The following is a 25,791-nucleotide window of genomic DNA, read 5'->3' on the forward strand; positions in this document are numbered from 1 at the left end:
GAGGCGAGCCGTGGTGACAGGAGAGGTCGAGAACGAGGCGATCGCGCTCGTGACCGAAAACGCAGGGCGGACCTGGCGATCTCTGCGGCGCGTCCGCGAGGGGTGGTCGACCTGGTCGGTCGGCGGAGACGGCGCCACGGTGCTCACCACCGGTCCGCGTGGCCCGGCTCTCCCTACGGAGACACGCGGCAATCGAGGGACGCCGTCCGCGCTGGACCCGCCGAGTCTCTTCTTCGCTCCGTTCGAGGCGACCGACCTCTCGGCGCCTTCACCGGTCACGCTACCCGCGCTGAGCCGCGGAGCGCGGCCGCTGGTGAACGCTGTGCCCGCGGTGCTCTCCGCCGAGAGCGCCGCGCTGCTCGTGGAGCCCAAGCCTCGGCACGCGACCCTCGTCTATGCGGGGCCGGCGGGCGCCCAGCCGGTGCCTCCCGTCCCGCTCCCCACGCAGGAACAAGCGCTGCCCGTGCCTTATGGCCGCCCACCGATGCTCCTGTCGGTGCGCGGGCGCAACCTCCTCGTGCGGCCCGTCCCCGCGCCGGGGAAGCCGCTCGACGCACCGAAGAGCGTCGAGGGACTCGCGATGAACCCAGCGGCTATCGCCGCGCTCTCCACGACACCAGCATGCGACTTCGCCGGCTGGTCGATCCAGCTCGTTCCTCAGCCGCCCGACAAGACCGCCGTGGTCGCCGTCTCCGCTGCCCAGACAGCCGTGCTGAAGCTCCCGGCGAAAGCTCCGCCTGGAGCGTCGGTCGGCTGCGCAGCCGATCGGATCATGGTCGAAGTCATGACGCCTACAACCGGAGAGCCCACGCTCGCGACGTGCACCCTCCAAGGCACCTGCGTCATCGCCGAGAAACCGCCCTTTCGCCCCTGGCTGGAGCCGCATGAACGGTCTATCGCCCTGGCGCCCACACGCGAAGGCGTCACCGCAGTGCTGACTTCCCGCGCGGCAGCGCGATGGGGGCTCTATATCGCGCTATCGCCGGAAGTGGGCAAGATCTACGACGTCCCCAGGATGATCGGCGAAGGCACAGGCGAGCGCGGCCGTATCGAGCTCGGAACCCTCCTCTCGTTCGGAAATCGACTCTTGATGCTCCTCCAAGCGGACGTCACCGGGACATCGCGCCGCGGCTGGTACGTCGCGGCCTCCGATGATGGCGGGCTCACCTGGAGCCCGCCCTGAGCTCCGTCTCGAACGGGATAGTCATTCCAAACGCAGCGCGTCAGCACAGCTTGCATCCCATCTGATGCTGACGTGCGCGGTGGTCCCCAGACCTACTTCGGAGGAGCGGCAGCCGGAGAGACGCGCTTGCGCCCCTTGACGCTCGGCTTCTTCACGACGGGCGCAGGCCCAGCCGCGGTCTTGCGCGCGTTCGCGCTCGCCTGCTCGGCGGTCTTCGCGTCGCCTGCATAGCGGGCGAAGCGACGGTCGCCGCCTTGGAAAATCCGCTTCTCCAGCTTCAGCTCCTTCAGCGCGGCGGCGGCGCGGGTCTGCGGGATACCCGCCTGCTTCGCCACCTCGCTCGCGCTGACGCCAGAGCTCGCTTTGACCACACGCTCGACGGCATCCAGCGTCTCCTGACGCTCCGCCGAGGCGGCCGGCGACTTGCGCGGGCGACCAGGCCGACGCTTCGGCGCGGCGCCGCGCTTGGCCGCGACGGAAGACGTTTTGGACTGGACCGCTCCAGCAGCGCGGGCGCGCGCGCGGCTGCGGCGCGGCGCCGCAGGAGGAACCAACGGCGCTTCCCCTGTCACGGCGCCCAGCTGATTCTTGACGAGCGCGAGGATCGCCTCGTCCGGCATTTTCCGCACGAGGTTTACAATCTGCTGTGAAAAGGCGTCCGTTGCCATGTGCTCTCCCTCGTCGCCGAATCCAGCTCGGCGGTTGGATACGACTATGCCGTTGCCACTTGCCTGGTCAAGCGAATTGAGGATAGAGGGCCGTCTTTTCTTTCAATAGGCGCTGCGGGCGGGCTCAATCGGAGAGCTCATTGGACGGGACGGCCCCGAACGGCTGGGCTGCTTTGCTCGACAGGCGCCGAGCGATGAAACCCCCGCCAGCGTCGATTGATGGCCGAGACCCCTCCCCCGCGCGGGACGGCCTCGAGGCCGCGCCAATCCTCTCTCGGCCCCCTTGACGATGCACCGCGGCATTGCGTGTCTCGGGTGCTCGGGTCTGGTCAGGTAAGCACCGTCCGAGAACCGAGCAACCCCGCGCCTCGGGGCCGCGCCCGTCACGGGCGGCAATGCGGGCGCGCGCACATCCGCGAGGTGCAGCGACCCGGCGCGAGCCTCCCCGCCCCCAATCATTGAAGCGCCTCACGCAGGGTGCGACCGCCTGGCGACCCCACACAGGCGGCCGGCGCGTGGCTACATTGCACGCCCCGGGCGCACGACTGACCTATGCGGAGGCGTGATAGGATGCCCCGCTCGGCGGGTGGGGCGCAGCACGGACGCTTCACTATGAGCGCCGGCGGGGCGGGGAGTCCGGGTCGAGCTCTCGACACGACATCCGCTCATCACGCCGGGGATTTCGCGGACCCACGCTGACCGCCCGATCGCGCGCCAACCCGCCGAGCTCTTCGAAATGACGACTCTGCGCCGGTCTCGCCGCCGGAGGCGCGCTCGGGCCCCGCAGTGCCGCTCTCAACATCACGCGCGCGGCCGCCGCCCGCGGCTCCCGCTGGGTAGGCGCCTGAGGGCCGTCGTGTCCGGCGGACCGGTGTGTACGCGCGGCTCAGGCTCATCCCGCAAGACACCTCGTTACATAGCGGAGCGCGGAGGCGCGCTCATCGTCGTCTTCGGCCTCTCCGATCGAGCCTTTCCGAGAGAGCTCAGCCTTCGGCCCCCGCGCTCGCGAGCGCGAGTCCGCGCGTCCGCCCCGAGGGCACGTCCTCTACGACATTGGCGCCTGCTCCAATGGGAGGAGGACGAGGCGGGGAGCCGGCCGGCTCCGTCTCGACTTCTTCAAACGCCTTCCTGTCCATATCTACGACGCCCAGGATCCACCCCGCCCCCGCTCGACCTCCGTCCGACCGGCGGCCGAGATTGACCAGCCGCCGACAATCGGTTGACACGCGCTTCGGCCGCGGAGAAGGATGCGCGCATGTCACTGGTGCGCGTGCTCGAGCCAGAGGTCATGGATACCGACGAGGACGCGCGGGCCTACGACAGCATGGACCACGCCGCCGTGAACACGGCGTTCTGCGACGCGCTCCTCTCCCACAACCCCGGTCTCGCATACGCCCTCGACGTCGGCACAGGGACGTGCCTGTTGCCCATCGAGCTTTGCAGACGCGCCCCCGCCGCGCGGATCAAGGCGATCGATCTCTCCGCGGCGATGCTCGAACTCGGGCGCCGCCATGTCGAGCACGCCGGGCTCACCGAGGCCATCGCGCTCGCGCTCGTGGATGCCAAGGCGCTGCCCGAACCGGATGAGACATTTTCAGCCGTGCTCTCGAACAGCATCGTCCACCACGTCCCGGAGCCAGCGCAGGTGCTGCGCGAGATGCTCCGCGTCCTCCAGCCCGGCGGGCTCCTGTTCGTGCGGGACCTGGTCCGTCCGGAAGACGAGGCGTCGCTCGCCGCCCTCGTCGACATGTACGCGGCGAACGACACGGCGTACCAGCGAGCCCTCTTCGACGCGTCGCTGCGCGCGGCGCTCTCGCTCGACGAGGTGCGTGAGGTGCTGCGCTCGCTCCGGATTCCCCCCGAATGCGCGCAGATGACGAGCGACCGGCACTGGACCCTCGCGTTCCGCAGGGCCTCCTGATCCGCGGGCGCCGCGCGCTGGTCCGGGCCGCGGCGCGGGCACGTCAAATCGACGCGACGGCCAGCCCGGCTCGTAATAAAAGCGTCCACGTGAACGCCATCGGAACACGAGCTCGCCGGGCGCGCGGCGTTGCCCCCGCGCTCTTCCTGTCCTTCGCCATCGTCCTCGCGGCATGCGAGGAGGGCCCGCCTCGCCCGAGCGAGCCGGAGCGGCCCGCGCCCCCGCCGCCTCAGCCGAGCGCGGGGCTCGCGCCGCCCGCGGCCAGCTCGGCCGCCGCAGAGCCCCCGAGCGCAAGCGCGCCGGGAGACGCGGGCGAGCCGAAGGGCACGCCCGCATGGCAAGGGACATGGGAGGGGCGCTACGACGCCAAGAAAGGCAGCGTCGTGATGCCCCCGAAGGTCAAGGACGCCGCGCGCCAGAAGGACGACGGGAAGCAGGTCACCGGCCCTGGGACGGTGACGCTGACCATCGAGCCGAGCGGTGAGCTGAAGGGCACCGCGAAGGGAGCGCTCGGCGACGCGACGCTCGTGGGAAAGGTCGAGGACGGCATGGTCCGCGCATCGGTCTTCCCCGACGATCCGCGCGCGCCGAACGCGATGACCGGCGTCCTGGTCGGCGAGCTGAAGGAGAACGTCGTCCACGGCAGGATCCGGGTGACCGGGCCCGATGCCCTCCTGGTGCGCGAGTCCCCCATCGAGCTGAAGAAGAAATGATCAGCGCAGCCGAGCGAGACGTCGACGCCGGCGTCTCGCCCGGCTGCGTCGCGCGTCAGCTCGCTGCGCCGGCTCCTCCCGGCTCGCCTGCTGGCGCGCGGCCCTGCGGCTCCTGCGGCGCAGCCCCGGCCTCTCCCGCTGCACTGCCGCGCGCGCCGCCGCGACCCGCCTCCGCCCGCCGCTCCTCGCGCTGGCGCGCCACCTCGGCGTCCCGTTGCTCGTACGCCACGATGATCCGCTGCACGAGCGGGTGGCGCACGACGTCGACCTCGGTGAACGAGCAGATCGCAATCCCGTCGATCCCCGCGAGCAGTTCGCGCGCCTCCGCGAGGCCGCTGCGCGCGCCGTGCGGGAGATCGACCTGCGTGACGTCGCCCGTCACCACGGCGCGGGAGGCGTAGCCGAGGCGGGTGAGGAACATGCGCATCTGGTCGCTCGTCGCGTTCTGCGCCTCGTCGAGGATGACGAAGCAATCGTTGAGCGTGCGGCCGCGCATGAAGGCCAGCGGCGCGACCTCGATCTGACCGCGCGTCACGAGGCCTTGCGCCTTGTCCGCATCCATCATGTCATGGAGCGCGTCGTAGAGCGGGCGCAGGTAAGGATTCACCTTCTCGGCGAGATCGCCGGGGAGGAAGCCGAGCCGCTCTCCCGCCTCGACGGCAGGACGGGTCAGGATGATCCGCTTCACGCGGCGCTCGAGCAGCGCGTGCACCGCCATGGCCATCGCGAGGTAGGTCTTGCCCGTCCCCGCCGGCCCGATGCCGAACGTCATGTCGTGCGATCGGATCGCCTGGATGTAGCGCTTCTGCGCCAGCCCCTTCGCCGAGATAGGCCGGCGGCGCGCCGAGATGAGGACGACGTCCTCGAACAGCTCCCGCAAGCTCATCCCCGGGTCGTCCCGGAGCGCCTGCACTCCGCGCACGTAGTCCTGGGGATCGAGGACCACGCCGCTCCTCAACATCTGCGCGGCCTCTGCCAGGCACCGCTCGGCGAGCGCGACCTTGTCGGCGTCCCCGGCGAGCCGGATCGTGTTGCCTCGAACGCCCGACTCGATGCCAAGAGTGCGCGCGATGAGCTTGAGATGCTCGTTCCCCGGCCCGGCGAGGGCCACCAAGGTGCTGTTGTCGAGCACCTCGACATCCGCCGTGATCCGCACGCTGGTCGTCATCCCGTGATCCTTCCCCGCCTCTGCCCCGGCGCTCCGTCGCCGGCACGTGCCGCCACTCCATGCGCAGGACCTTGACGCGGCTCACCTCTCGCTCGAATGTCGCGCTCGCTCGCCGTAGGGCCTACACAGAATCGTAACGTCCTGGTCATAATTTCGCGTCGCAGTGCATGCGAGATCCGGCGAGCGGGCGAGCCGCACACAGGGAGAACTGCATGAGGTTAGCTACATCGGCGCTGCTGGGCATGACTGTTACGCTGTCGGGCCTTTCGGCGCTAGCACAGCCTGGACCCCAGGGCCCAGCGCAACCTGCCCCGCCGCCGCCTCCGGCCGCTGCCCCGGCGGCTCCTGCCGGCGCGGTTCCGCCCGCTGCCGCTGCCGCTCCGACGCCCGCACCGCCGCCCGACGCGGCGCCGCCCGCAGAGCAGCTGCCGCCGCCCCCGCCCCCTGGAGCGGCACCGACCGCCGCGCCGCCGCCTCCTCCGCCTGCGCAGGTGTTCGCGCCGACCGCCGGTGCCGCCGTCGTGAAAGAAGAGCGGCAGCCGCTCGCCGGCTGGCACGGCGGCTTCTTCCTCCGGGACGCGAACGACACCTTCCGGCTCTACCCGAAGGGGAGGCTGAACTTCGACTTCGCCAGCAGCTTCGGCGCCGGCGTGTCGGACGTGTCGGCGGCGGGCGGTGGGAGCGCGCTCAAGCCGCGCCTCTTCATCCGCCGCGCGCGGCTCGAGGTGGCCGGCGAGTTCCTGAAGAGGTTTTCCTTCGATGTCGACGTCGACTTCGGCGGCCAGGGGCTCGCGAACGCCAACGGCCGGACCGAGAACGCCGCCGCTGCGGCCGGGCAAACGCCGACGGCCGAGAGCGCGCGCTTCGCGCCCGTCGAGAGCACCACCGCGAACGCCGTGCTCGCCGACGCCTGGATCAACTACTCGGTCATGCCCGCGCTCAACTTCCTGTTCGGGCAACACCAGGCGTTCTTCTCGATGGATAACCAGACGAGCGACAACAGCACGACGTTCATGGAGCGCAACATCGCGACCCGGAGCTTCGCCTACCCCGAGGGCAAGGACATCGGCCTGACGATCTGGGGCGACGTCGCCGACAGGATGGTCGTCTACGGCGTCAGCATGGTCGGCGGCGACGGGCAGAACCGGCCGGGCGTCGACAGCCAGTTCGATTTCATCGGCCGCGTGGTCGCGCGCCCGTTCGCCAGCGACAAGAAGGGGTTGCTCGCGAAGGCGCAGATCGGCGTCAGCGCGCGCTACGGCGACCGCGACCAGGAGTACGTGGGCTACGACTATGCGCCCATCAGGACGGCGCAGGGCTACACGCTCTGGGGCGCCGGCTACACGGACTCGCTGAAGCGCCCGATCCACGTCATCCCGTCGGCCTCGCAGGCCGCGATCGGCGGCGAGCTCCGGCTGCCCATCAAGATGGTCGAGCTCCGGGCCGAGGCGTACTACGTCGCGAACGAGACGCGCGAGGCGGTGGAGGGCTTTCAGCTCACCAACACCGAACGGCTCGGGCAGGTGAAGGGGCTCGGCTGGTACGTGCAGCTCTCGGCGTGGCCGGTCGGCGACGCCTTCGTCAGCGGCGATCCAGGGTTCAGCCCGCGCCCCACGAAGGTCGATCTGTCGAAGGAGCTCGAGAAGCCGAAGTCGGGGCTCGAGGTGGCGGCGCTCCTCGCGGGGATCAACGCGACGTACGACGGCGCGTCCCGCGGGGGTGCGTACGACGAGAAGACGCCGGGCGCCGAGGGGGGGCCGGGCACCGATCTCAACGTCATGCAGATCGGCCTCGCCGCGAACTACTGGTACACGAAAAACATACGGCTCGGCGTGAATTACAGCGCCTACCTGACGCCCGGCAGCGGCTCCAGCGAGAACCTCCTCCGGGTGCCCGGCAATACGGTGACGCCCGCCGATCCGGACGCGCATGCGCTGCACGAGCTCGGCGCCAGGCTCGGCATGTCGTTCTGACGCGCCCTCGCCCCGCCGCGGCCGGCGTCCCGGCCGCGCCCCCTCATCCTTTTGTCCTCCAACGATCCGCGGCGCGCCGGCAGCGCGGGAGCCCCGCCGGCGAGGTCGCGCGCCTCAATTTTGGCCCAGGACAGCGCGGCGGGGTACCCGTCGGGCCATGCGCGACATGCGTCAGTGGATCGCCGTCGGTGCAGCCGTGGGGCTCGTGGCCGTGACCCTCCCCATGCTGCGCGAGCACGACGTCCAGCTCGGGGGGCTGCTCGCCAAGAAGACGACCGCCGGGGGCCCGACGATCACGCGGACCGTGACGCCGCCGCCGCTCACGGACCTCGATCTGACGCGCATCGACGACCGGAGGACCCCGCCCACGGCGCCGGCGCACGGCGACCGTGTCGCGGAGCTGACCATCGACCCGATGTACCAGCGGGCGGCGCTCGGCTTCCTGCGGGCAGGCCAGGTCCCGGAGGGCGCGGTCGTCATGACCGATATCCGCACCGGGAAGGTGCTGGTCTGGGCGAGCTACGTGAACGAGGGGGCGATGCACGACGTCGCTGCAGAGGCCACCGCGCCGTCGGCGAGCGTCTTCAAGGTCGTGACCGGCACCGCCCTCGTCGAGGCGGGCCTGAGCCCGAACACCAAGCAGTGTTATTCGGGCGGCGAGCACTCGATCCGGCCGGCGGACATGGTCGACAACAAGCGCCGCGACAAGTACTGCGCGACGCTCGCGCAGGCGATGGGCCGGAGCATCAACACGGTGTTCGCGCGGCTCGCCGCGAAGAACCTCGACCGCGAGAAGCTCGGCGCCGTGGCCGAGAAGCTCGGCTGGGGTCAGGACACGCCGTTCGACGTGAAGGTCGCGACGAGCACGATCGCGCTCCCGGAAGACGATCTCGGCTTCGCGCGGACCGCGGCGGGCTTCTGGAACACGACGCTGTCGCCGTTCCAGGGGGCGAACCTGGCGACCACGCTCGCCAATGGCGGCGAGATGATCCGGCTCCACGTCGTGTCGAGCGTCAAGGACGAGATCGGCGACATCTACCAGGGCCCGAGCGAGCGCCAGGTGCTCAAGCGGGTGATGGACGAGAGCACGGCCAACGCGGTGACCGCGATGATGGAGGCGACGGTGGATAACGGCACGAGCTACCGTTCGTTCCATGATCGCAACGGCCGCCCCTACCTCCCGGATATCCGCGTCGCGGGCAAGACGGGGACGCTCACGAAGCCGACGCCCGAGGGGCCGTTCTACACCTGGTTCGTCGGGTTCGCGCCGAGCCGCAAGCCCGAGGTCGCCATCTCCGTGATGGTCGCCAACGGCGCGAAATGGCGGGTGAAGGCGACGAACGTCGCATGCGACATGCTCCGCACCTACTTCGCCGACAAGGGCGCGCCCGGCGTGAGCGATCCGAACAACCGGACAGGCGCGACAGCGCTCCGCCGCTAACGCGGGGCTGACGAGCCGCCGAGCCGCAGCGCGCCAGGCCGATCGCGGCGCCGCGCTGCGCAGATGCACCTGAACGCGGCACCGTGCCCCCGGCGAGGTTCCCTCGGCCGACGACGCCAGCGCATTGTCGGCCCGTCAGGGAGACCACCGCGCAACCTTCACGAGGCCTCCGTAAGGCCGAAATCGTTCGTCGTGATTTCCGCCCTCACCAGGATCCGGCGATGACGGTGCGTCACGGACCGGTGTGCCTGCCTGGTGGCCGACAGGTGTGCAGGCTCATCGTACACGCCGCGGCGGCGATCGATTCATGGAAACTTTCCGCCCGGGGGGCGACCCCTCCCGCCGGCTCGCCGTCCGCGGCGCGAAGGTCCGGACCGCTCCGATGCAGCCGGACACCCTGGGCCAGGGTGGGACCTAGTTGCGAGAGGTGCTGCTTGTGCAGCTTGTGCTCGGCCGAGATCCGCGTGCTAGCATCTCTGTTGTGCAGGTTGTGCTCCGCAAGCTCGGCCGGGGATCACGCGCAGTCGTTGGCCGGCTCGTCCGTGCACCACGGAAAGGCTCGGTCATCGTCATCGAGTTCTCCGACGGAATGCATGAATATGTCACGACGCCGGTCAAGCGCGTGTTGCGCCTCGCCGGGCGCGAAGTCTTCTACATAGAGACCGTGAACTCCAGGTACCGCCTCGAGGTGCGCGGCCGCGAAGTCGCGCTGGACGGCGCGGTCGGCGGCTGAGCCCTGCCAGGTGCGACCCAGGCGGTGCGGATTCTTCGGATCCTTCAGAACGAGCGCGCGCCTCTGATGTGACCACGCGCCTCTGACGTGACCGCGCGGGGAGGCGGAGGTCAACGCCTCACGGCGGCGCGATGCACTGCACACTCGTCTAGCACGAGAACTGCATCTCCGCGCGCATTGCCCCTTGCGCTTCCATTCGCTCTTGGGCACAGTCCCGCTCCCTTTGAGGGGCCCCGCGGTAGGCCATCCACCGGTGCAGGATGGGGCTCGCCTGGCGAGCTGTCGTCATGATGCCGCGCCCCCGACCGTGAGGAGATTGAAGCAGATGGGCAAGCGCGATCGCCGCCAGTCGATGAAGATGAGGCGCCGCAAGGCGCAGGCTGCCAAGAAGGAGCGCGCCAAGCGCAGCAAGCTGGCGAAGGCCCCGACGGAGGTCGCTGGCAAGGCCAAGAAGCCCCGCGCTCCCAAGAGCGCCGCTCCTGCGAGCCCTTCGCCGGCTGCTTGATGGGGCGCGAGGCGCGGTCGTTCGACCGCGCACCACGCGCCACCCGTCGCATCGCCGCGCTGTTGCGATCCCGTCGCTCACCCAGGCCTCGCACGCCGGCGTTGTGCTCGGCCCGGCGCGCCCCCCGGCGCGCGGCCGCACACCTCGCAGCGGCGGCGCTCACTCGTCGCGAATCACTCGCGTGTGGAGGCTCAGGCCGGGCTGCCGACCCATGCCGGTCGCGCTCGCCGAATCGCCAGCCCCATTCTGCGTGGGCTGGGGCTCCTTGGGCGGGGGCTCGCCGAGGAGCCCAGTGTCGCCCTCCCTTCGCTCCTCGCCGATAAGCTCCCAATGGCCCCGTTCGTCGCGCCAGCGCTGCGCCACCCGGGTGCTGCGGACCGTGGCCTCGTCGTTCCGCAGCCAGAGGACGTCGAGGTAGACCTCGGCTTCCTCGCGCTGGGTCATCTCGAAGCCGCCGAACTCCACGTCGACGACCCGGAGGCGGGTGCCCCACCCGGCGTGACGATTCATGAAATCCTGGCGCGCGTTCGAGCCGACGCGCTCGAGCGCGACATCCATGCGGCCGAACCGGGCAGCCGTGTTCATCTCGAGCGCCGCTTCGGTGAGGCGCTGCGACGTGCTCGGGGCGATGCCGCAGCTGGCGAGGGGCAAGAGGCTCAGGGCGAGGAGGACGCGGCGCATGCCGAGCACCCTGGGCGAAGGGGTCGGCGCGGGCAAAATTTCCAGCAGGCGCGCGGCGCTCAGAACGAGTTCGTCGCGACGAAGTAGAACTGACCGCCGGGGATCGCGAGATCGCTCAGGCCATAGGCGTACCCGAAGCGCAGCTGCGAGGAGAGGACGTACCCGATGCTCAAGCTCAGCCACAGCTCGCCGCCGACCGAGGCGTGCAGCTGGGGCGAGTAGAGCAGGCTCTTCTGCGTGAAGAGGGCGAGGTCGTCCATCTCGAAGCGGTTGAATGCGCCGCCGTGGTCGAGGAAGAGGCTCGCGTCGATGCGGCGCAGGTAGATCGGCAGCGTCACGAGGCCGCGGTCAGGTTGCAGGACGGGCACGCGGTACTCGAACGTCTGCGAGAAATACGAGCGGCCGAACATCGCGCCCGGCGCGTAGCCACGGAGCGTGAACGCGCTATTCGTGACCCCGGTGAGCAATGTGTCGACGAGGGTGAGGTTCTCGAGATCGTACCCGCCCACGCCATAGCTGGCGCCCCGGGGGAAGTTGCCGCCAGACACCGCCCCGGCGACGCGAAACGCGAGGGTGTGATCGCCTGACCAGGGCATGGCGACGTAGGCGGTGAGGCCCGTCGAGAACGCGTAGGTCGTATAGCTGCTGCCCGTCTCCGGGCCGGCGTAATCGAGCCCAGCGCTCAGCGACACCCCGCGCGGCGCGCCGGCGGCGTCGAGCGAGCCCTCGGCGTTCGAGAATGCGTAGCCGAGGTGCGCGAGGTTCAGGGTGCCCCGCGGCGGGAGGATGGTCCGGGGCGCGTACGGGTCGAGCTTGTCGCCGATGGGGAGCTGCCCCTTGAACGCGGCGCTGCCGAACGACGCGCTCAGGGTATGCCGCGAGAACTCGCCGCGGATCGGATAGCTGATGCCCGCGGAGATCCCGATCGTTCGCTCGTCGTAGACGACGTTTCGGCCGTTGAGGCGGTAGCCGCCGCGCGGCGAGATGTTGTGGTACGCGCGGACGCCGAGGTCGACAGGCAGCCGGCCGTAGTTGTACCCGAGCAGGACGTTCGGGGCCGGCGCGTCCGGCTGCACGGTGAGCTCGCCGAAGATCGCGTGGCGACCGACGATGTCGGTGCCGGTCACGCTCACCGTGAGCGCGTTCGAGCCATAGCTCCCGGGCGCGTAGTCGAGCGTGATCGCGCGCGGCGCGAGCGTGGGAAGCGGGTTGTAAGGGACGCGCTCGAGCCGCACCGCCGAAGGCTCGGTGGCGGGATCGGGGCGATCGCCCGGGGGCGGCGGCGCCGGGAGGAAGCGCGCCGGATCGAGCGGCATGGCGAAGAGGTCGTGGCCCCGAGAGGTATATCCAACATAGACAAGCGTCTTGCCATCGGGGCTGATCGCCGGGTGCAAGGCGCCGAGTCTCACGTTCGTGACCTGGCGCAACGCGCCGGACGAGACGTCGTGGGCGTAGACGTTGTGGATGCCGGTGCGATCGGAGGTGAAATAGAGCGTCTCGCCGTCGGGCGACCAGACGGGGTTCATGTCGGTCGCGCGATCGCGGGTCACCTGTCGGAAGCTGCCGGTGGCGACGTCCACCACGCGGATGTCGCGATAGCCGCCCGCGGTCCAGACGCTGTACGCGAGGCGCTTGCCGTCGGGCGAGAACGACGGGGAGTAGGCCTGCTCGAAGCGGGCGCTCGGGACGAGATCGCGCCGCTCGGACAGGGCGCCATCCCTGGAGAGCCGCGCGATCTCCAGGTAGCGGGTGCCCTTGCTGTTGAGGGAGAAGGCGACGAGATCTCCGGTCGGGCTGACGTCCGGGGCCGAGGATCGGAGGCCGAGCGTCAACCGGCGCCGCCAGGGCTCGTCGCCGTCGGGCGCCGCCTCGCCGCGCGGGAGCAAGACCAGATCGTTTCGGTAGTAGTGGTTGCGCCACGGCAGGAGCGCCGTGAAGATCAGGTCACCTGCCGGCGTGAACGCCGGTCGCGAGGGCGCGTTGGTGCGCGCGACCAGCGCTTCGTGGCGCTCGCTCCCGGGCGCGGGCGCGGCGAGGGAGACGCGGTAGATACCGGGGCGCTCCCCGCCGTCGTCGCGGAAGTAGACGATCTCGTCTGCAGCGGTCCGGCGCGCGGCGGGCGGGACGAACCGCGGGTAGAGCACGGTGCGCCCGTGGTAGGTGAGCCGCGCGCCCTCGCGGAGCCCGCGCGCCTCGACGGCCGCCATCTGCTCTCTGTAGAGCCGGCGGAGGTGGTCCTTCCAGCCCTCGTACAGCTCGACGTAGGTCCTGCCGGTCACGCGGCGGATGGCGCGGTTGATCCCCCACGGGAGGAGCGACGCCCCGTAGTCGGCGGAGACGGCGCGCATCGTGTTGGGCCCGTAGACGTCGATGATCCAGCCCAGGAACCTCGATCCATAGAGATACCAGAGGTTCCCTTGAGGCCAGCGGAACGCGGAGCTCGAGATCTGATCGAGCCCCGCGATGTTGTCCTCGAGCACGTCGGCGCGCAGGTACATGTCGAACATGCTCGAGCGCATCCGGCCACCACTCGAGTGGTGGCTCTCGCTCACCACGGCGAGCCCCTCGATGATCCACCGCGGCTGCACCTGGTTCGGCGAGAACGTCTTGCCCACGATCGCGTTCAGGATCGCCGGGATCCCCGAGGTGTTATCGATGTGCGCGATGTGCGTGAACTCGTGCGTGAGGAGATCGAGGTACCAGTCGTCGTAGTCGCCGAGCGTCGACAGGTCGTCCGGACCGGATGCGAGGAGGTGGATCGAGTTGAAGGGGAGCGTGCCGGCCGACCCGTTCGCTATCTCGGAGTCGTCGGTGATCAGGATCTCCGTGCGGCCCTTCGGGGCGTAGCCGAGCGCATCCTCGACGCGCCCGTAGATCGTCTCGGCGAGCGAGGCGATGCGCGCCGCGATGGGCTCGAGGCCCTGCGGATGGTGCACGCGGAAGTGGGCGGTCTCGAACGTCCAGAAGGCGAGATCGGGGTCGCCCGTCGCCCGGGCCGGCCGCGGCGCGAGGAGCAGCAGCGCCGTGAGGGCGACGGCGGAGAGGACGGACGCTGCGCGGTGGAGCGGCCGGCTCGCTCGCGAGCCGGCGCGCGCGGGAGAAGAGTTCACCACGATCGAGGCGGCGTGGCGACCTCAGAGGTCGTCGTAGAAGAGCGGCTCCCTGTTGCGCGTGAACCGGGACACGAGCTGCCGGCCCTCCGCCGAGATCTGCGTGATCCGGGCGCCGAAGCCTGGCTCGGCCGAGTCCCTCGAGCCGCCTGCCTCGCGCGTCCACCGGACCGCGGCCTGCGCGGTGAACTCGTAGTTGCCAGGCAGGCGGACACGCAGGGTCACGACGGAGCCCGTCGGCGGGATCTTGTAGGTCGCGACGAAGATGCCCCCGTGCTCGATGACGTCGTTGCCTGCCAGTCCCTTGTAAAAATTCGACGGTGTCAGAGCGCCGAGCTCGACATCGACGACCGCCGCGTGCATGCGGTGGTCGACGGGCTGCGGCACGGCCTGGGGCGGCGGCGCGCCGCGTGGGTCCGCAACCGGGTGCGACGCGGCGGGGTAAGCGGGCGAGGCGGGCGCCGGCGCACGCCCCGGCTGCTGCGGCGAAGGGAGCGTGTGCTGGAGGGGCGCAGACACGGCCACCGCGGGCACAGGCGCGAACGGCGCGGGCGCGGCCACCGCTGCAGGTGCAGGCGCGAACGGCGCTGGCGCAGCCATCGCTGCAGGTGCAGGCACGAGCGGCGCTGGCGCGGGCACAGGCGCAACCGGCGCTGGCGCGGCCACCGCCACGGGCGCACGCGCTACGGGCGCTGGCGCGGCCGCCGCTACGGGCGCACGCGCTACGGGCGCTGGCGCGGCCGCCGCTACGGGCGCTGGCGCTACGGGCGCTGGCGCGGCCGCCGCTGCGGGCGCACGCGCCTGCGCGGAGGCGCCAGCGACCTGCGCCCTGCTCAGCGCGTTGACCTTGCTCAGCGAGGAGGCGACGTGCTCCATCAGCACGTCCACCACCGGATCAGCCGCGGTGATCCTCTGCAGACGGTTCAGGACGTCGCGCACATGGCCGAGCGCGATCTCGCTGCCGTCGAGGGCCTGACCCCCGGAGCGCTCGATGCGGTGCATGATGCCCATCGCCTGCGCTATCGGCTCGGCGAGCGCCTCGATCTCAGGCGACACCCCCCCGTTCGACTGGAGCGCATTGAGCGCCGCGGCGAGCAGTTCGCGGGCGCTTTTCGCAAGCTGCGCGGGTTCCGACATGAATCCTCCGAAGGGCGCATCCTACGCGGTCGCGCGCCCATAGGTTCAGGATTCGATGGCCGCGAGCCGGCCAGGCGACCCCGCCGGCGACGCGGCCGGCCGCCAAGCGCCCCCTGCCGGCGGTCACCCGCGCGACGCCCCCGACGCCACGAGGGCCGCGAGCTCACCCACCGACGCCGGCTCTCCGTCGATCTCCCCCTCCAGCAGCGCGACGGCCGTGTCGCCGGTCCGCACCAGGACCATCCCGCCCTCGACCACCGCCTCGCCGGGCGCAAGCGCTTCGGGGAAGCTCGCCGCCGGCGCGGCCCGCAGGACGATGACGCAGGCGCCCTCGATCTCGGTCCACGCGCCCGGAGCCGGCGCGAGGGCGCGGACGTGCCGGAGGACGCGCTCCGTCGGCCAGGACCAGCAGATGGCGCACGCCTCGTCGTCCGGCGCAGGTGCCTGCGTCGCGAGCGCCGGATCCTGGGCGACGCCCGCCACCTCCTCGCCGCGCGCGAACCGGTCGACCGTGCGCCGCAGGACCCGGAGGCTCGGCCGGTCGAGCGCCCGGGCGAGCTGCCACGCGGTCCACCCCGGATCGATGGGGAGCCTCTCCTGTTCCAGGATGTCGCCGGTGTCGTACTCCGCCTCGATCCGGTGCGCCGTGACGCCGCTCTCGGCGTCTCCCGAGGCGATCGCCCAGTACGTGGGGTCCGGCCCGCGATGACGAGGGAGCAGCGAGGGGTGCACGCCGATCCCGCCGAGCCGCGCCGCCCTCACGAGCGACATCGGCAGGCGCGTGGTCCAGAACCAGCTCACCAGGAGATCGGGCGCGAGCGCCTCGATGCGCGACGCGAGCTCCGGGCGCTCGACGTCGGGACGCAGCAGGAGGCGCGAGCCGAAGAGCCGGCGGGCCCGGCGGAGCCCCACCGCGTCTGCGCGGCTGATCGCGGCGAGGGCGATCTCGTGACCGTCGCCGTGGAGCAGCAACGCCGCCAGCGGGAGGCCAAAAAAGGCGACCCGCAGAGGGCGCTCGCCCGAGCGTCGGCCGAAAAGTTTTCCGTGTGCGAGCAGGCTGATAGGTGAAGGCTCCGATGGCGGCGCCCCCTCTGCAAGGCTCATTTCGTCCGGCGCTCCGGCCCGGACACCGCTACGACGCGTCCGCCGCGCGCCGGCCGATCCTCGTCTTCGAGGACGTCTACAAGTCGTACCGCGCCGATCAGCCGGTGCTGCGCGGGATGTCGCTCTCGATCGAGCGCGGCGAGTTCGTGTTCATCACGGGCCCGAGCGGCTCGGGCAAGAGCACGCTCCTCCGCCTCGTGCACCGCACCGAGCGCGTCGACGATGGCCGGATCCTCTTCCTCGGCCGGGACATCGCGCGCCTGACCGACGCGTCGATCCCCGCGCTCCGGCGCAACATCGGCTTCGTCTTCCAGGATTTCAAGCTGGTCCCGAGCTGGACCGTGTTCGACAACGTGGCCATCACGCTGGAGGTGCTCGGCCTCCCGTCGCGCCTGCTCCGGACCCGGGTCGGCGAGGCGCTCGAGCGCGTCGGCCTGGCGGGGCGCGGCGGCGACCGAGCGCAGGTGCTGAGCGGCGGCGAGCAGCAGCGCGTCTCGATCGCGCGGGCGATCGTCGGAGAGCCGACGCTGATCCTCGCGGACGAGCCGACCGGCAACCTCGACCCGCAGCTCGCGATCGATCTGCTCGGCCTGTTCGAGGACATCCACGAGACCGGCACGACCGTCCTGTTCGCGACGCACGATCGGACGCTGCTCGACGTGCGCCCCCGGCGCGTGGTCGTGCTCGACGACGGGAAGGCGACCGACGTACCGCACGGCCTCGGGTCCGGCGGCGAGCTCGCGGACGGCGACGAGGACGAGATGGATAGCGGCGTGCGCGGCGCGGCGTAGCGCCGAGGGCTCCGCCTCACGAGACGGATAGAGGGAACCGGATGCAGACCAGCGAGCGTGACGATCGGCGGAGATGGCTTCGCACCTGGCGGGCAGGGAGGAGCGATTGGCGGCTGCAGGCGCTGTCGATCTTCTCGCTCGCGGTCGCGTTCGTCTGCCTCGCGTCGGCCCTCCTCGTGGTCACGAACCTCGTGGCGGTGCGCGATCGCTGGTCGCGCGCCGGCCGCGCCACGGTCTACCTGCGCGACAGCGCGACCGAGGCGCAGACCGCAGAGCTCACCCGCGCGCTCGAGGGCACCGAGGGCGTCAAGAAGGTGCGGCTCGTGACGAGCGCCGAGGCGCGCCGCGAGGTGGTGCACGACGACGGCGACAAGGCCCTCGCCGCGCTTCCGCCGAGCGCGTTCCCCGCGTCGCTCGAGGTCGGCTTCACCGAGGAGGTCTCCGACGAGGCGCTCGCCTCGATGACGGTGAAGCTGCGCGCCCTGCCGGCCGTGGACACGGTGGAGACGTACCAGCGCTGGACGGAGCGGCTGTCGTCCCTCCTCAGCGGCGGCGTCGCCGCGAGCGCGTGCCTCGCCGCGATCGTCCTCTGCGCCGTCGTGAGCGTCATCGGCTCGACGATGCGCCTGCTCTTGCATCGCCGGAAGATCGAGGTCGAGGTGCTGAAGCTGGTCGGCGCGACCGACGGCTTCGTGCGCCGGCCGTTCATCGTCGAGGGCGCCACGCAGGGCGCCGCGGGCGCGGCCGGCGCGCTGCTCATGCTGGGCGCCCTGTTCATGATGGTGCGCGGCCGCTTCGATCACGAGCTCGCCAACCTGCTCGGCGTCTCGCCGTCGTTCCTGCCGTGGGAGGTCGCGTTCGGGATGGTCACCCTCGGGGCCGCGCTCGGCGCCACGACCGCGCTGCTCACGCTGCGCAAGATGGTGGCCGTGTGAGGCGCCGCATCCGGCTCGCGCCGCTCGCGCTGGCGCTCCTCACCGGCGCCGCGACGAGCGGCGCCGAGGTGCCTGCGCCGGGCGCCCCGGCGCCCACGTCCGCCTGGGCGGCCAGGGCCCCGGCCCCGGCGGCGCGCCCGGGCTCCGCGCTGGCCGAGAACGATCTCGATCGCCTGCTCGCGAAGCTCGACGCCGAGGAGAAGGCGCTGCGCGCGGAGCTCGACACGATCGGCCCCGCGCTGGAGCTCACCCGCCGCCGGATGATCGCGCGCGGGCGCGCGTACTACCGCCACGTCCGCGCCGGCTTCCTCCCGGTGGGCGGCGGGTTCGACGCGCTGGTGGACCACGCCGCCCGCGTGGAGCGCACCCGGCTCGCCCTCGAGCGCGACCTCGCCCGCGAGGCGGAGCTGACCCGGCGCAGCGCCGAGCTCGCGGACCGGCTCACGCACCTCGGAGCGGAGCGCGCGCCCCTCGAGGTGCACCGCGAGGCGATGAACCGCGCCCGGGTCGCGCTGGCCCAGGAGGAGGAGCGCCGCGCCGCGTTCTCGCGCGCGTTCGAGACGAGCGTGCGCCCCGACTACCTCGCGATCTACGGCGCGGACACCGGGCCCGCCGAGCTCGATCGCCGCGCCGGCTTCCGCTCGCTCATGGGGCGGCTCCCCTTCCCGATCGCCGGCCGCGCGGAGGTGCGCAAGGTGTCGCGCCGCGGCGCCGGCGGCCCTGGCGTCGAGCTCACCGCGCTGGACGGCGCGCCGGTCCGCAGCGTGGCCGCGGGGCGGGTGGCCTTCGCCGACACCTACGCGGACTACGGGCTCACCGTGATCGTCGATCACGGCGAGCGGCTCTACTCGGTGTACGCGAACCTCGGCGCCGCGGACGTGCGCGCCGGCGATCAGCTCCCGGGCGGGGCGCGGGTGGGCACGGTCGCGAGCGGACCGAACGGCGCGAACCTCTACTTCGAGCTGAGGCGCGGCGCCGAGGTGATCGATCCGGGTCCCTGGTTCGGGATGTAGCGGCGCGAGGCCGCCGCGCGCCGCCGCGAGGCGAGCCCGCGCGACGCGCGAAGTGTGCTAAGGCGGCCCCGTGAATCGCCCTGACGGCCGCGCCCTCGATGTCCACCGCCCCGTGGAGATGATCCTCGGGTTCCACCGCAACGCAGAGGGATCCGTCCTCTACCGCGCCGGGAGGACGGTCGTGCTCTGCACGGCGTCGGTCGAGCCCACCGTGCCCGCCTGGATGATGGGCAAGGGCGCGGGCTGGCTCACGGCCGAGTACCAGATGCACCCGCGATCGAGCCCAGCCCGCAGGGAGCCGCGCGACGGGCGGGGCAAGGCCCCGAGCGGGCGCACGCAGGAGATCCAGCGGCTCATCGGCCGCGCGCTCCGGGCGGCGATCGATCTCAAGCAGCTCGGCGAGCAGACGATCGCGATCGACTGCGACGTCCTCGAGGCGGACGGGGGCACGAGGACCGCGTCGATCACCGCCGGCTTCGTGGCGCTCGCGCTGGCGCTCGACCGGATGCGCGCGGCCGGATCGCTCGAGGCGCCGGTGCTCCGCGATCAGGTGGCGGCGATCAGCGTGGGCCACCTCCCGGGCGGGCTCGCGCTCGACCTCGTCTACACCGAGGACAGCTCGGCGCGCGTCGACATGAACGTCGTGGCGACGGCGGTCGGCTCGATCGTCGAGGTCCAGGCGACGGCCGAGGACGAGGCCATCCCCCGGGCGGAGCTCGATCGCATGACCGACCTCGCGCTCGCGGGCGTGGCGTCGCTCGCGAGCGCGCAGCACCGGGCGCTGTCGAGCGCCGGCGTCGACCTCTCCGCGCTCTTCCAGACGGATCGCTGGAGGGTCGCGTGAGCCGAGAGCCGCTGCGCCTGCTCGCCGCGACCTCCAACCGAGGAAAGCTCGTGGAGCTGCGCTCGTTGCTCTCCGACCTCCCGATCGAGGTGCTCTCGCTGGCGGATGTGCTGCCGGGCGCGCCGCCGGTGGTCGAGGACGGCGCGACGTTCCTGGACAACGCGCTCCTCAAGGTGCGCGCCGGGGCGCTCCGGTCGGCGATGGTGACGCTCGCCGAGGACTCGGGGCTCGAGGTGGACGCGCTCGGCGGACGACCGGGCGTCCGGTCCGCCCGCTTCGCGAGGGAGGGCGCGACCGACGCGGAGAACAACGAGGCCCTGCTCGCGGCGCTCGCGGACGTCGCGGACGACCGGCGCCAGGCGCGCTTCCGTTGCGTGATGGTGCTGCTCGATCCGCGGTCCGAGGCGCAGCCCATCGTGACCGAAGGGCGCTGCGAGGGGTGGATCGGCAGGCAGCCCAGGGGCGCGGGCGGCTTCGGATATGATCCGCTGTTCGTCGTGGATGGCTACGGACGGACGATGGCCGAGCTCGGCGAGGCCGAGAAGAACCTCGTGAGCCACCGCGGCAAGGCCGCGCGGGAGATGCGTTCCTCGCTCGAGGCGCTGGTCGCGCGACGGTAGGACGACAGGCGGTGCGCGGTGGGTGCCGATCGAGCGGCGACGCCGGACGGCGGTTGACCCCGTCCGGGACCGCTTGTAATCGCGACCGGAGGCACCCACGTACTGCCCGGTGATCGGATCCCCTGATGAAGCAGGACTGGAAGGCCGTCGGAAGCTACGGGACCGTCGGTCTCGAGGTGGTGCTGTGCATCCTGGTCGGCCTGTTCATCGGCCGCTGGCTCGACGGGAAGCTCGGGACCGATCCGTACCTCTCGGTGCTCTGGTTCTTCTTCGGGCTCGGCGCCGCCGGCAAGGCGGTCTTCCGGGCGTGGAAGGAAATGCAGGCCGTGGCCGAGCGCGAGGAGCGCGAGCAGGGGAACCCTGCGCCGAGGTTCGACGACCGGAAGGCACGGCAGGACGAGCGCGCGCCGGACGACGACCGCCGGACAGACTCGAGCGACGAGGTCCGCGATCCCGACGGGCTGCAGGACGCGAAGGGGAACGATGAGCGCTGAGCGAAGGCCGGGGGCGCCCGGCAGCGATCCGCCGCACGAGGAGCCCGACGCGGAGGAGCGGCCCGGCGTCGGGGACGCCACCATGCGGTCTGTGCTCCGCTGGGTCGCCGGCACGGCCGCGGTCCTGTCGGTGGCCGCGCTGCTCGCGTACGGCGCGCGCGCGGCGCTCGGCGTGTGCATCGGAGGCGCCATCGCGACGGTGAACCTGTACGTCTTCGCGCGCATCGTCGACGCGTTCCTCTCGCGCCGGGGCCACACGGTGTCGTGGACGCTGATCGCGATGATCAAGCTGCTCGGCCTGATGGGCGGGGTGTGGCTCCTCCTGAAGAGCGACGTGGTCTCGGGCGTCGCCTTGATGGTCGGCTACGCCTCGCTCGTCGTCGGCATCACCCTGGGGACGCTGTTCGGACCGAAGCCCCCGGCGGACGGAAGCCCGCCGGGCGCTCACGGCTGAGCTCCTGCCGGAACCGGCCTCCGGGAGCGACCCGCGCGGCGTGAGGAGACTTGGAGCGCTGCAGGGTGCCCACCGTAAACGAGTTGTGGTAGAGGCGAGGCCCCTCGATCGAGGGCGAACTCCCACAAGGCGCGCCAGCGCTCGCGGCCGTGCCGGCACTGCCGCGCGGCTGCCGGCGCGGCGCATCGACGACGAAAGCCATGCCTGAGCACACAGGGTTCCTCACGTACCTCCTGGCGCAGCTCCCCGGACTCCGGGAGAACGCTCGCAACATCGGCACGACGTTCATCGGTCACCACACCGTGGACTACCGCGGGACCGAGCCGATCTTCATGAGCCTTCTGATCATGGTGCTGTTCGTGCTCCTCGCCAGCGAGGTCCGCGGCCAGTACCGGCGCCTGAACGAGTCCGTGATCCCGGAGGACAAGCTCACGCTGCGCACGTTCTTCGAGGCGTTCTTCGGTTACTTCTACGGGATGGCCCGGGACGTGATGGGGCCCGCGAACGCGAAGCGGTACTTCCCGCTCATCGGGGGCTCGGCCGCGTTCATCTTCTTCTCGAACGCGTCGGCGCTCATCCCGGGAGTGAACCCGCCGACCTCGAACCTGAACATCACGATCGGGTGCGCGGTCGTGGTGTTCGTCCTGTTCAATTACTACGGGCTGAAGGAGAACGGCTGGAGCTACGTCGCTCACCTCGCCGGGCCGAAGTGGTACCTGGCGCCGCTCATCTTCCCCATCGAGGTCATCTCCACCTGCGTCCGCCCGGTCACGCTCTCGATCCGGCTCATGCTCAACATCGGCGTCGATCACCTCGTGGCGAGCATCTTCCTGGGGCTCGTCGCGCTGTTCGTCCCGGTGCCCCTGATGTTCCTGGCGATCATCGTCATCGTCGTGCAGACGCTGGTGTTTTGCCTGCTGAGCTGCATCTACATCGGGCTCGCGACCGAGAAGGCAGACCACCACTGACCGCTTCGCCTGACCGCCTGGTCAGCCGCCCACCGGCGCCGCGGAGAATGGCGCTGGAGGTGAAGAGAAGGCTAGCCAGCCCTCGAAAATCGGATTAGAGGGGCCCCGCTGTCGATGGGTTGCCCCACAACGGTGGTGGATCGCGGAAGCGCGGCCCCTGCCGAGCAGTAGCAGAGGTCCCTGGAGCGATCCCCGGATCTCGATGGGGGACCGCCCCGCGGCCCCCGACCCAGGCAGATGTTTCGCATGCAGCCCCGCGGGCTGTGTGGCTTGAAAGGAGCAGATTCGGATGTCGCTGAAGAGCAAGCTGTCGCTGTCCGCCGTTGTCGGCACTGCGCTGGTACTGGTTCCCGCTATGGCGCTGGCGCAGGATGGCGCGGCGTCGAACAAGTACGACGCGAACTCGTGGCTCGCCGTCGCTGCCGGATTCGCGATCGGCATCGCTGCCCTCGGCGGCACCATGGGCCAGGGGCGCGCGGCAGCCGCCGCCCTGGAGGGCATCTCCCGGAACCCGGGCGCCGCTGCCCGGATCCAGACCCCGATGATCCTCGGCCTGGCGCTCATCGAGTCGCTCGTGCTCCTCTCCTGGGTCATCGCGTTCTTCCTCCAGGGCAAGATCGCCCCCTGAGCCAGCGCTCGCCGCGCCTACCGGGCCCGGCTCCGCTGCTCCTTCCCGCCCCCTCCCTGCTATCCCCGACGGGCCTCGCGCCTGCCGCTACCTCACGCGCACGACGGTGCCCGGCTCGTGCGCCGTCGGGAGGACGGCCGTCCAGCCGGCGGGGAGCCGGGGCGACGTCCACCAGAACAGCCGCTGCGCGTCGAGCGGAGCCAGGTTCACGCAGCCATGGCTCCGCACCTGACCGAACGAGCGATGCCAGAACGCGCCGTGCAGCCCGATCCCCTTCGAGAAGTACTGGACGTAGGGGACGTCCTCCATCCGGTAGTACCGCTCGGCGGCCTCGTCCTCGAGGTTGTCCATGTCCGAGGTGAGCAGCTTGGCCCAGATCCGGAAGGTGCCGGCGGGCGTGGCGCGCTGCGACCCGGGCGCGCCCTTGCCGGTCGAGACGAGCGTCGCGAACACGGGGCGAGGCCCTTCGTAGGCCACGAGCGTCTGCGTCGAGCGCTCGACGTCGATCCAGCGCTCACCCGCCTCGACGTCGACCTCGGGCGGCGGCGCCACCGAGGGGCGCCGGAGATCGCGGGTCGAGATCCACGCCGCGACGTCGCCCTCCGCGATGCGCGCGAGCTTCCCCGAGGCGCCCTGCGCCTCCTCCAGGTAGGGGACCACCTCGAACCGCACCTTGCTCTCCTCGGTCCGCGTGAAGCCCGCCCCCGTCCGCGTGTAGAGCGGAGCCCGCTCCGACACGACCCACGCGGTCGCGATCTGCGCGGCGCCCGGCGCGACGTCCACCCCGTGGAACGCGAACGCGCGCACTGGACCGAGATCTCGCATCGGCAACCAGAAGCCGCTGTTCGTGCGGCCGTACCGGGCGCCTCCCTCGATCCGCTCCTCGACGATCGCCACCGCGAAGCCAGGCTCGAGCTGCGCGTCCGGCGCGTCGATGTCGGCCGCCTCGGCCCGCCGATAGCCGAAGGTCCCGTCGGGGCCGACGAAGTAGTAGCGGTAAGGGAGCCCATCGGGCATCTCGCGCCACGTCCGCACCAGCGGGCTGATCGGACCCGCGGCGGAGAGCTCGACGGCGTCGTCGCAGACCCAGGCCGCGGCGCCCACCTCGAGCCAGCGCCCGAGGCATCCGCCGGCGCGCCTGGCCGCAAAGAGGGGCAGCTGCACGTTGCGATCGACGGAGCCGCGCCGGCGCGCGCCCTCGCCGGGGGCGTCGAACAGCGGCTGGTCGCGCTTGAGCACGCGCGCGCTCCTGACCCACGCCGGCAGCGGCGTGTCGCCCGCGGAGACCCACGGCGGCAGCTGCGAAGCGAGGACCGCTCCGCCCCAGATCGCCACGCCTAAACCGACCGCCGCGGCGCCGCCGCGCAGCGCGCCGCGGCGCGCTCGTCGCAGCGCGCCGCGCCGCCGTTCCTGCGAGCCGGCCTCGGCGCCTCCACGCTTCGTCATCCTGCGGCGAGATCCTAAGCCCTCGCCCGCGCTCCAGCCAAACTCCCGCCTGCGCGCCCGCGGTCGGCGGGTTCAGCGGTAGGAGAAGCGCACTTCGTGATCGCAGATCCGGAAGAGATCGCCCTCGACGATGGCCTTCCGGGCGATGCGCTGGCCGTTGTACTCGACGCCGTTCGTCGAGCCCATGTCGACCATGTAGTACTGGCCGTTCAGGAACTCGACCATGGCGTGCTGGCGCGACACGTTCGGGTCCTTGATCGTCAGGTCGCTCGACTGCTTGCCGCGCCCGATGATGAACCGATCCTTGTTCACCACGAACCGCTGCCCCGCGTAGAACGCGGCGAGCGTCGGGCCGACGGGGACCTGATTCGGCATCCCCATGGCCATCGGCGGCGGACCCGGCACGCTGCTGGAGGCCTGCGGCGGAGCGACATACGGCGGCGGCGACAGCGGGGGCGCGAGGGGCGGCGCCACCGGCGGTCCCATCGGCGAGGCGTAACCGGCGGCGTTGCTCAGCGGCGGCGGCGGCCCCGAGCGGCTCACCGAGGCGCCCGGGAGGCTCTGGCGCCCGCCGGGGTTCGTGGCCTGCGACGGGAGCGGCGGCGGCGCGCCGAGGCGCGTCACGCTGGTCGGCGGAGGCGGCGGGCCGCCGACGCGACCCGGGACGGGCGGCGGCACGGGCAGGCTGGGCCGCTTGCCGCCCGCGTTGCTGCTGCCGGGGGGCGGCGGGGGCGGCGGCGGCGCGCCCGGACGGACCTGCCCCGGAGGCGGAGGAGGCGGCGTGATCGCCGGGACCGGCGTCGGCCCTGGCCCGACGGGCGCCACGCCGTACTGCGGCGACGGCGCGCCATACGCAGGCGCCGAGGCGCCGTAGGGCATCCCGGCTGCCGGCTGCTGCTGCAAGCCTCCCAGGGGCGGCGCCGAGCCGGACGTCGCCAGCCCGGGCGGCTGGGGCGTCGCGAGGGGAGGTGGCGCGCTGGCCTGATGAGCGTGCGGGACCGCCATGTGCCCGGAGGGGGGCACCGCGTCGCCCCTGGCGGGCGGCGGGAACGGCGTGCGCGGGCTGTAGCTTCGCTGCCGCGCGTACTGCTTCATCGACTCATTGATGAGGTAGTCGATGGAGCACTCGAGCTCGCGCGCCATCTGCTCGAACGTCTCCCAAAGGACATCGCGACACTGGAACGTCCGTGCGCTTTTCTTGTTCGGATCCGCGCTCATCTCTACCCAACGATAATGGAGGATGAATTGCGCTGGGAAGCCT

General features: G+C 71.6%; 24 protein-coding genes. 16 read left to right on the forward strand and 8 right to left on the reverse strand.

Annotated elements, in window-relative coordinates; genetic code table 11:
- Positions 1-484 precede the first annotated feature (484 nt).
- Positions 485-1,183, forward strand: coding sequence for a hypothetical protein (locus WMF39_RS43265; protein ID WP_437742271.1), 699 nt, complete (start codon positions 485-487; stop codon positions 1,181-1,183).
- 92 nt (positions 1,184-1,275) lie between these two features.
- On the opposite strand, the gene WMF39_RS43270 is transcribed toward WMF39_RS43265, so the two are convergent.
- On the reverse strand, positions 1,276-1,851 hold the full coding sequence (locus tag WMF39_RS43270; RefSeq protein WP_437742272.1) for a hypothetical protein: 576 nt from the start codon (positions 1,849-1,851) through the stop codon (positions 1,276-1,278).
- A gap of 1,255 nt (positions 1,852-3,106) precedes the next feature.
- On the opposite strand from WMF39_RS43270, the gene WMF39_RS43275 reads away from it, so the two are divergent.
- Both WMF39_RS43275 and WMF39_RS43280 read left to right on the forward strand, forming a co-directional pair.
- Entirely contained in the window at positions 3,107-3,772 is a 666-nt protein-coding gene (locus tag WMF39_RS43275; RefSeq protein ID WP_437742273.1) for a class I SAM-dependent methyltransferase, read from the forward strand.
- Between the two features lie 89 nt (positions 3,773-3,861).
- A complete protein-coding gene (locus WMF39_RS43280; protein ID WP_437742274.1) occupies positions 3,862-4,485 on the forward strand; it encodes a hypothetical protein in 624 nt (207 codons plus the stop codon).
- A 55-nt stretch (positions 4,486-4,540) separates the two neighbouring features.
- Here the strand turns inward: WMF39_RS43280 and WMF39_RS43285 are convergent, their stop codons facing one another.
- Complete coding sequence (locus WMF39_RS43285; RefSeq protein WP_437742275.1) at positions 4,541-5,653, reverse strand: PhoH family protein; 1,113 nt, start codon at positions 5,651-5,653, stop codon at positions 4,541-4,543.
- 521 nt (positions 5,654-6,174) lie between these two features.
- Here WMF39_RS43285 and WMF39_RS43290 point away from each other — a divergent pair.
- The 4 genes from WMF39_RS43290 (at position 6,175) to WMF39_RS43305 (ending at position 10,305) form a co-directional block, all read left to right on the forward strand.
- A complete protein-coding gene (locus tag WMF39_RS43290; protein ID WP_437742276.1) occupies positions 6,175-7,626 on the forward strand; it encodes a porin in 1,452 nt (483 codons plus the stop codon).
- A 157-nt stretch (positions 7,627-7,783) separates the two neighbouring features.
- Positions 7,784-9,067, forward strand: coding sequence for a penicillin-binding transpeptidase domain-containing protein (locus WMF39_RS43295; RefSeq protein ID WP_437742277.1), 1,284 nt, complete (start codon positions 7,784-7,786; stop codon positions 9,065-9,067).
- A gap of 427 nt (positions 9,068-9,494) precedes the next feature.
- Complete coding sequence (locus WMF39_RS43300) at positions 9,495-9,800, forward strand: hypothetical protein (protein ID WP_157907252.1); 306 nt, start codon at positions 9,495-9,497, stop codon at positions 9,798-9,800.
- A gap of 325 nt (positions 9,801-10,125) precedes the next feature.
- Positions 10,126-10,305 carry a hypothetical protein gene (locus tag WMF39_RS43305; protein WP_272102111.1) on the forward strand — a complete coding sequence of 60 codons (180 nt, stop codon included), beginning with the start codon at positions 10,126-10,128 and terminating at the stop codon, positions 10,303-10,305.
- A 159-nt stretch (positions 10,306-10,464) separates the two neighbouring features.
- Here the strand turns inward: WMF39_RS43305 and WMF39_RS43310 are convergent, their stop codons facing one another.
- The 4 genes from WMF39_RS43310 to WMF39_RS43325 all read right to left on the reverse strand — a co-directional run bounded on the left by WMF39_RS43310 (position 10,465) and on the right by WMF39_RS43325 (position 16,205).
- Positions 10,465-10,986 carry a hypothetical protein gene (locus WMF39_RS43310; RefSeq protein WP_437742278.1) on the reverse strand — a complete coding sequence of 174 codons (522 nt, stop codon included), beginning with the start codon at positions 10,984-10,986 and terminating at the stop codon, positions 10,465-10,467.
- A gap of 59 nt (positions 10,987-11,045) precedes the next feature.
- Positions 11,046-14,096: a BamA/TamA family outer membrane protein gene (locus WMF39_RS43315; RefSeq protein ID WP_437742279.1), complete on the reverse strand. Its 3,051-nt coding sequence runs from the start codon at positions 14,094-14,096 to the stop codon at positions 11,046-11,048.
- 24 nt (positions 14,097-14,120) lie between these two features.
- Positions 14,121-15,233, reverse strand: a complete 1,113-nt coding sequence (locus WMF39_RS43320; RefSeq protein ID WP_437742280.1) for a hypothetical protein — start codon at positions 15,231-15,233, stop codon at positions 14,121-14,123.
- Between the two features lie 123 nt (positions 15,234-15,356).
- On the reverse strand, positions 15,357-16,205 hold the full coding sequence (locus WMF39_RS43325) for a methionyl-tRNA formyltransferase (protein ID WP_437742281.1): 849 nt from the start codon (positions 16,203-16,205) through the stop codon (positions 15,357-15,359).
- A 104-nt stretch (positions 16,206-16,309) separates the two neighbouring features.
- On the opposite strand from WMF39_RS43325, the gene WMF39_RS43330 reads away from it, so the two are divergent.
- The 9 genes from WMF39_RS43330 to WMF39_RS43370 all read left to right on the forward strand — a co-directional run bounded on the left by WMF39_RS43330 (position 16,310) and on the right by WMF39_RS43370 (position 23,084).
- Positions 16,310-17,128 (forward strand): cell division ATP-binding protein FtsE, encoded by an 819-nt coding sequence (locus tag WMF39_RS43330; RefSeq protein ID WP_012240581.1) that lies wholly within the window; start codon positions 16,310-16,312, stop codon positions 17,126-17,128.
- Between the two features lie 41 nt (positions 17,129-17,169).
- Positions 17,170-18,063 (forward strand): cell division protein FtsX, encoded by an 894-nt coding sequence (locus WMF39_RS43335; RefSeq protein WP_437742282.1) that lies wholly within the window; start codon positions 17,170-17,172, stop codon positions 18,061-18,063.
- A complete protein-coding gene (locus WMF39_RS43340) occupies positions 18,060-19,076 on the forward strand; it encodes a murein hydrolase activator EnvC family protein (RefSeq protein ID WP_437742283.1) in 1,017 nt (338 codons plus the stop codon). Before WMF39_RS43335 ends, WMF39_RS43340 begins: the two co-directional genes overlap by 4 nt.
- Positions 19,077-19,146: 70 nt before the next feature.
- A complete protein-coding gene (gene rph, locus WMF39_RS43345) occupies positions 19,147-19,920 on the forward strand; it encodes a ribonuclease PH (protein WP_437527822.1) in 774 nt (257 codons plus the stop codon).
- On the forward strand, positions 19,917-20,540 hold the full coding sequence (rdgB, locus tag WMF39_RS43350) for an RdgB/HAM1 family non-canonical purine NTP pyrophosphatase (RefSeq protein ID WP_437742284.1): 624 nt from the start codon (positions 19,917-19,919) through the stop codon (positions 20,538-20,540). The genes rph and rdgB overlap by 4 nt, the downstream gene beginning before the upstream one ends.
- Before the next feature lie 125 nt (positions 20,541-20,665).
- Positions 20,666-21,034, forward strand: a complete 369-nt coding sequence (locus WMF39_RS43355; RefSeq protein WP_437742285.1) for an AtpZ/AtpI family protein — start codon at positions 20,666-20,668, stop codon at positions 21,032-21,034.
- Positions 21,024-21,488 (forward strand): ATP synthase subunit I, encoded by a 465-nt coding sequence (locus WMF39_RS43360; protein ID WP_437742286.1) that lies wholly within the window; start codon positions 21,024-21,026, stop codon positions 21,486-21,488. Before WMF39_RS43355 ends, WMF39_RS43360 begins: the two co-directional genes overlap by 11 nt.
- 200 nt (positions 21,489-21,688) lie before the next feature.
- The gene (atpB, locus tag WMF39_RS43365) at positions 21,689-22,456 is read left to right on the forward strand and encodes a F0F1 ATP synthase subunit A (RefSeq protein ID WP_437742287.1); all 768 of its coding nucleotides are present in this window, start codon (positions 21,689-21,691) and stop codon (positions 22,454-22,456) included.
- A gap of 289 nt (positions 22,457-22,745) precedes the next feature.
- Complete coding sequence (locus tag WMF39_RS43370; protein WP_012240589.1) at positions 22,746-23,084, forward strand: ATP synthase F0 subunit C; 339 nt, start codon at positions 22,746-22,748, stop codon at positions 23,082-23,084.
- A gap of 87 nt (positions 23,085-23,171) precedes the next feature.
- Here WMF39_RS43370 and WMF39_RS43375 read toward each other — a convergent pair whose 3' ends face one another.
- Both WMF39_RS43375 and WMF39_RS43380 read right to left on the reverse strand, forming a co-directional pair.
- Entirely contained in the window at positions 23,172-24,530 is a 1,359-nt protein-coding gene (locus WMF39_RS43375) for a L,D-transpeptidase (RefSeq protein ID WP_437742288.1), read from the reverse strand.
- 72 nt (positions 24,531-24,602) lie between these two features.
- Positions 24,603-25,748: an FHA domain-containing protein gene (locus tag WMF39_RS43380; protein WP_437742289.1), complete on the reverse strand. Its 1,146-nt coding sequence runs from the start codon at positions 25,746-25,748 to the stop codon at positions 24,603-24,605.
- Positions 25,749-25,791 lie beyond the last annotated feature (43 nt).

The organism is Sorangium sp. So ce1504 (assembly GCF_051521635.1).
Taxonomy (GTDB): Bacteria; Myxococcota_A; Polyangia; order Polyangiales; family Polyangiaceae; genus Sorangium; species Sorangium cellulosum_B.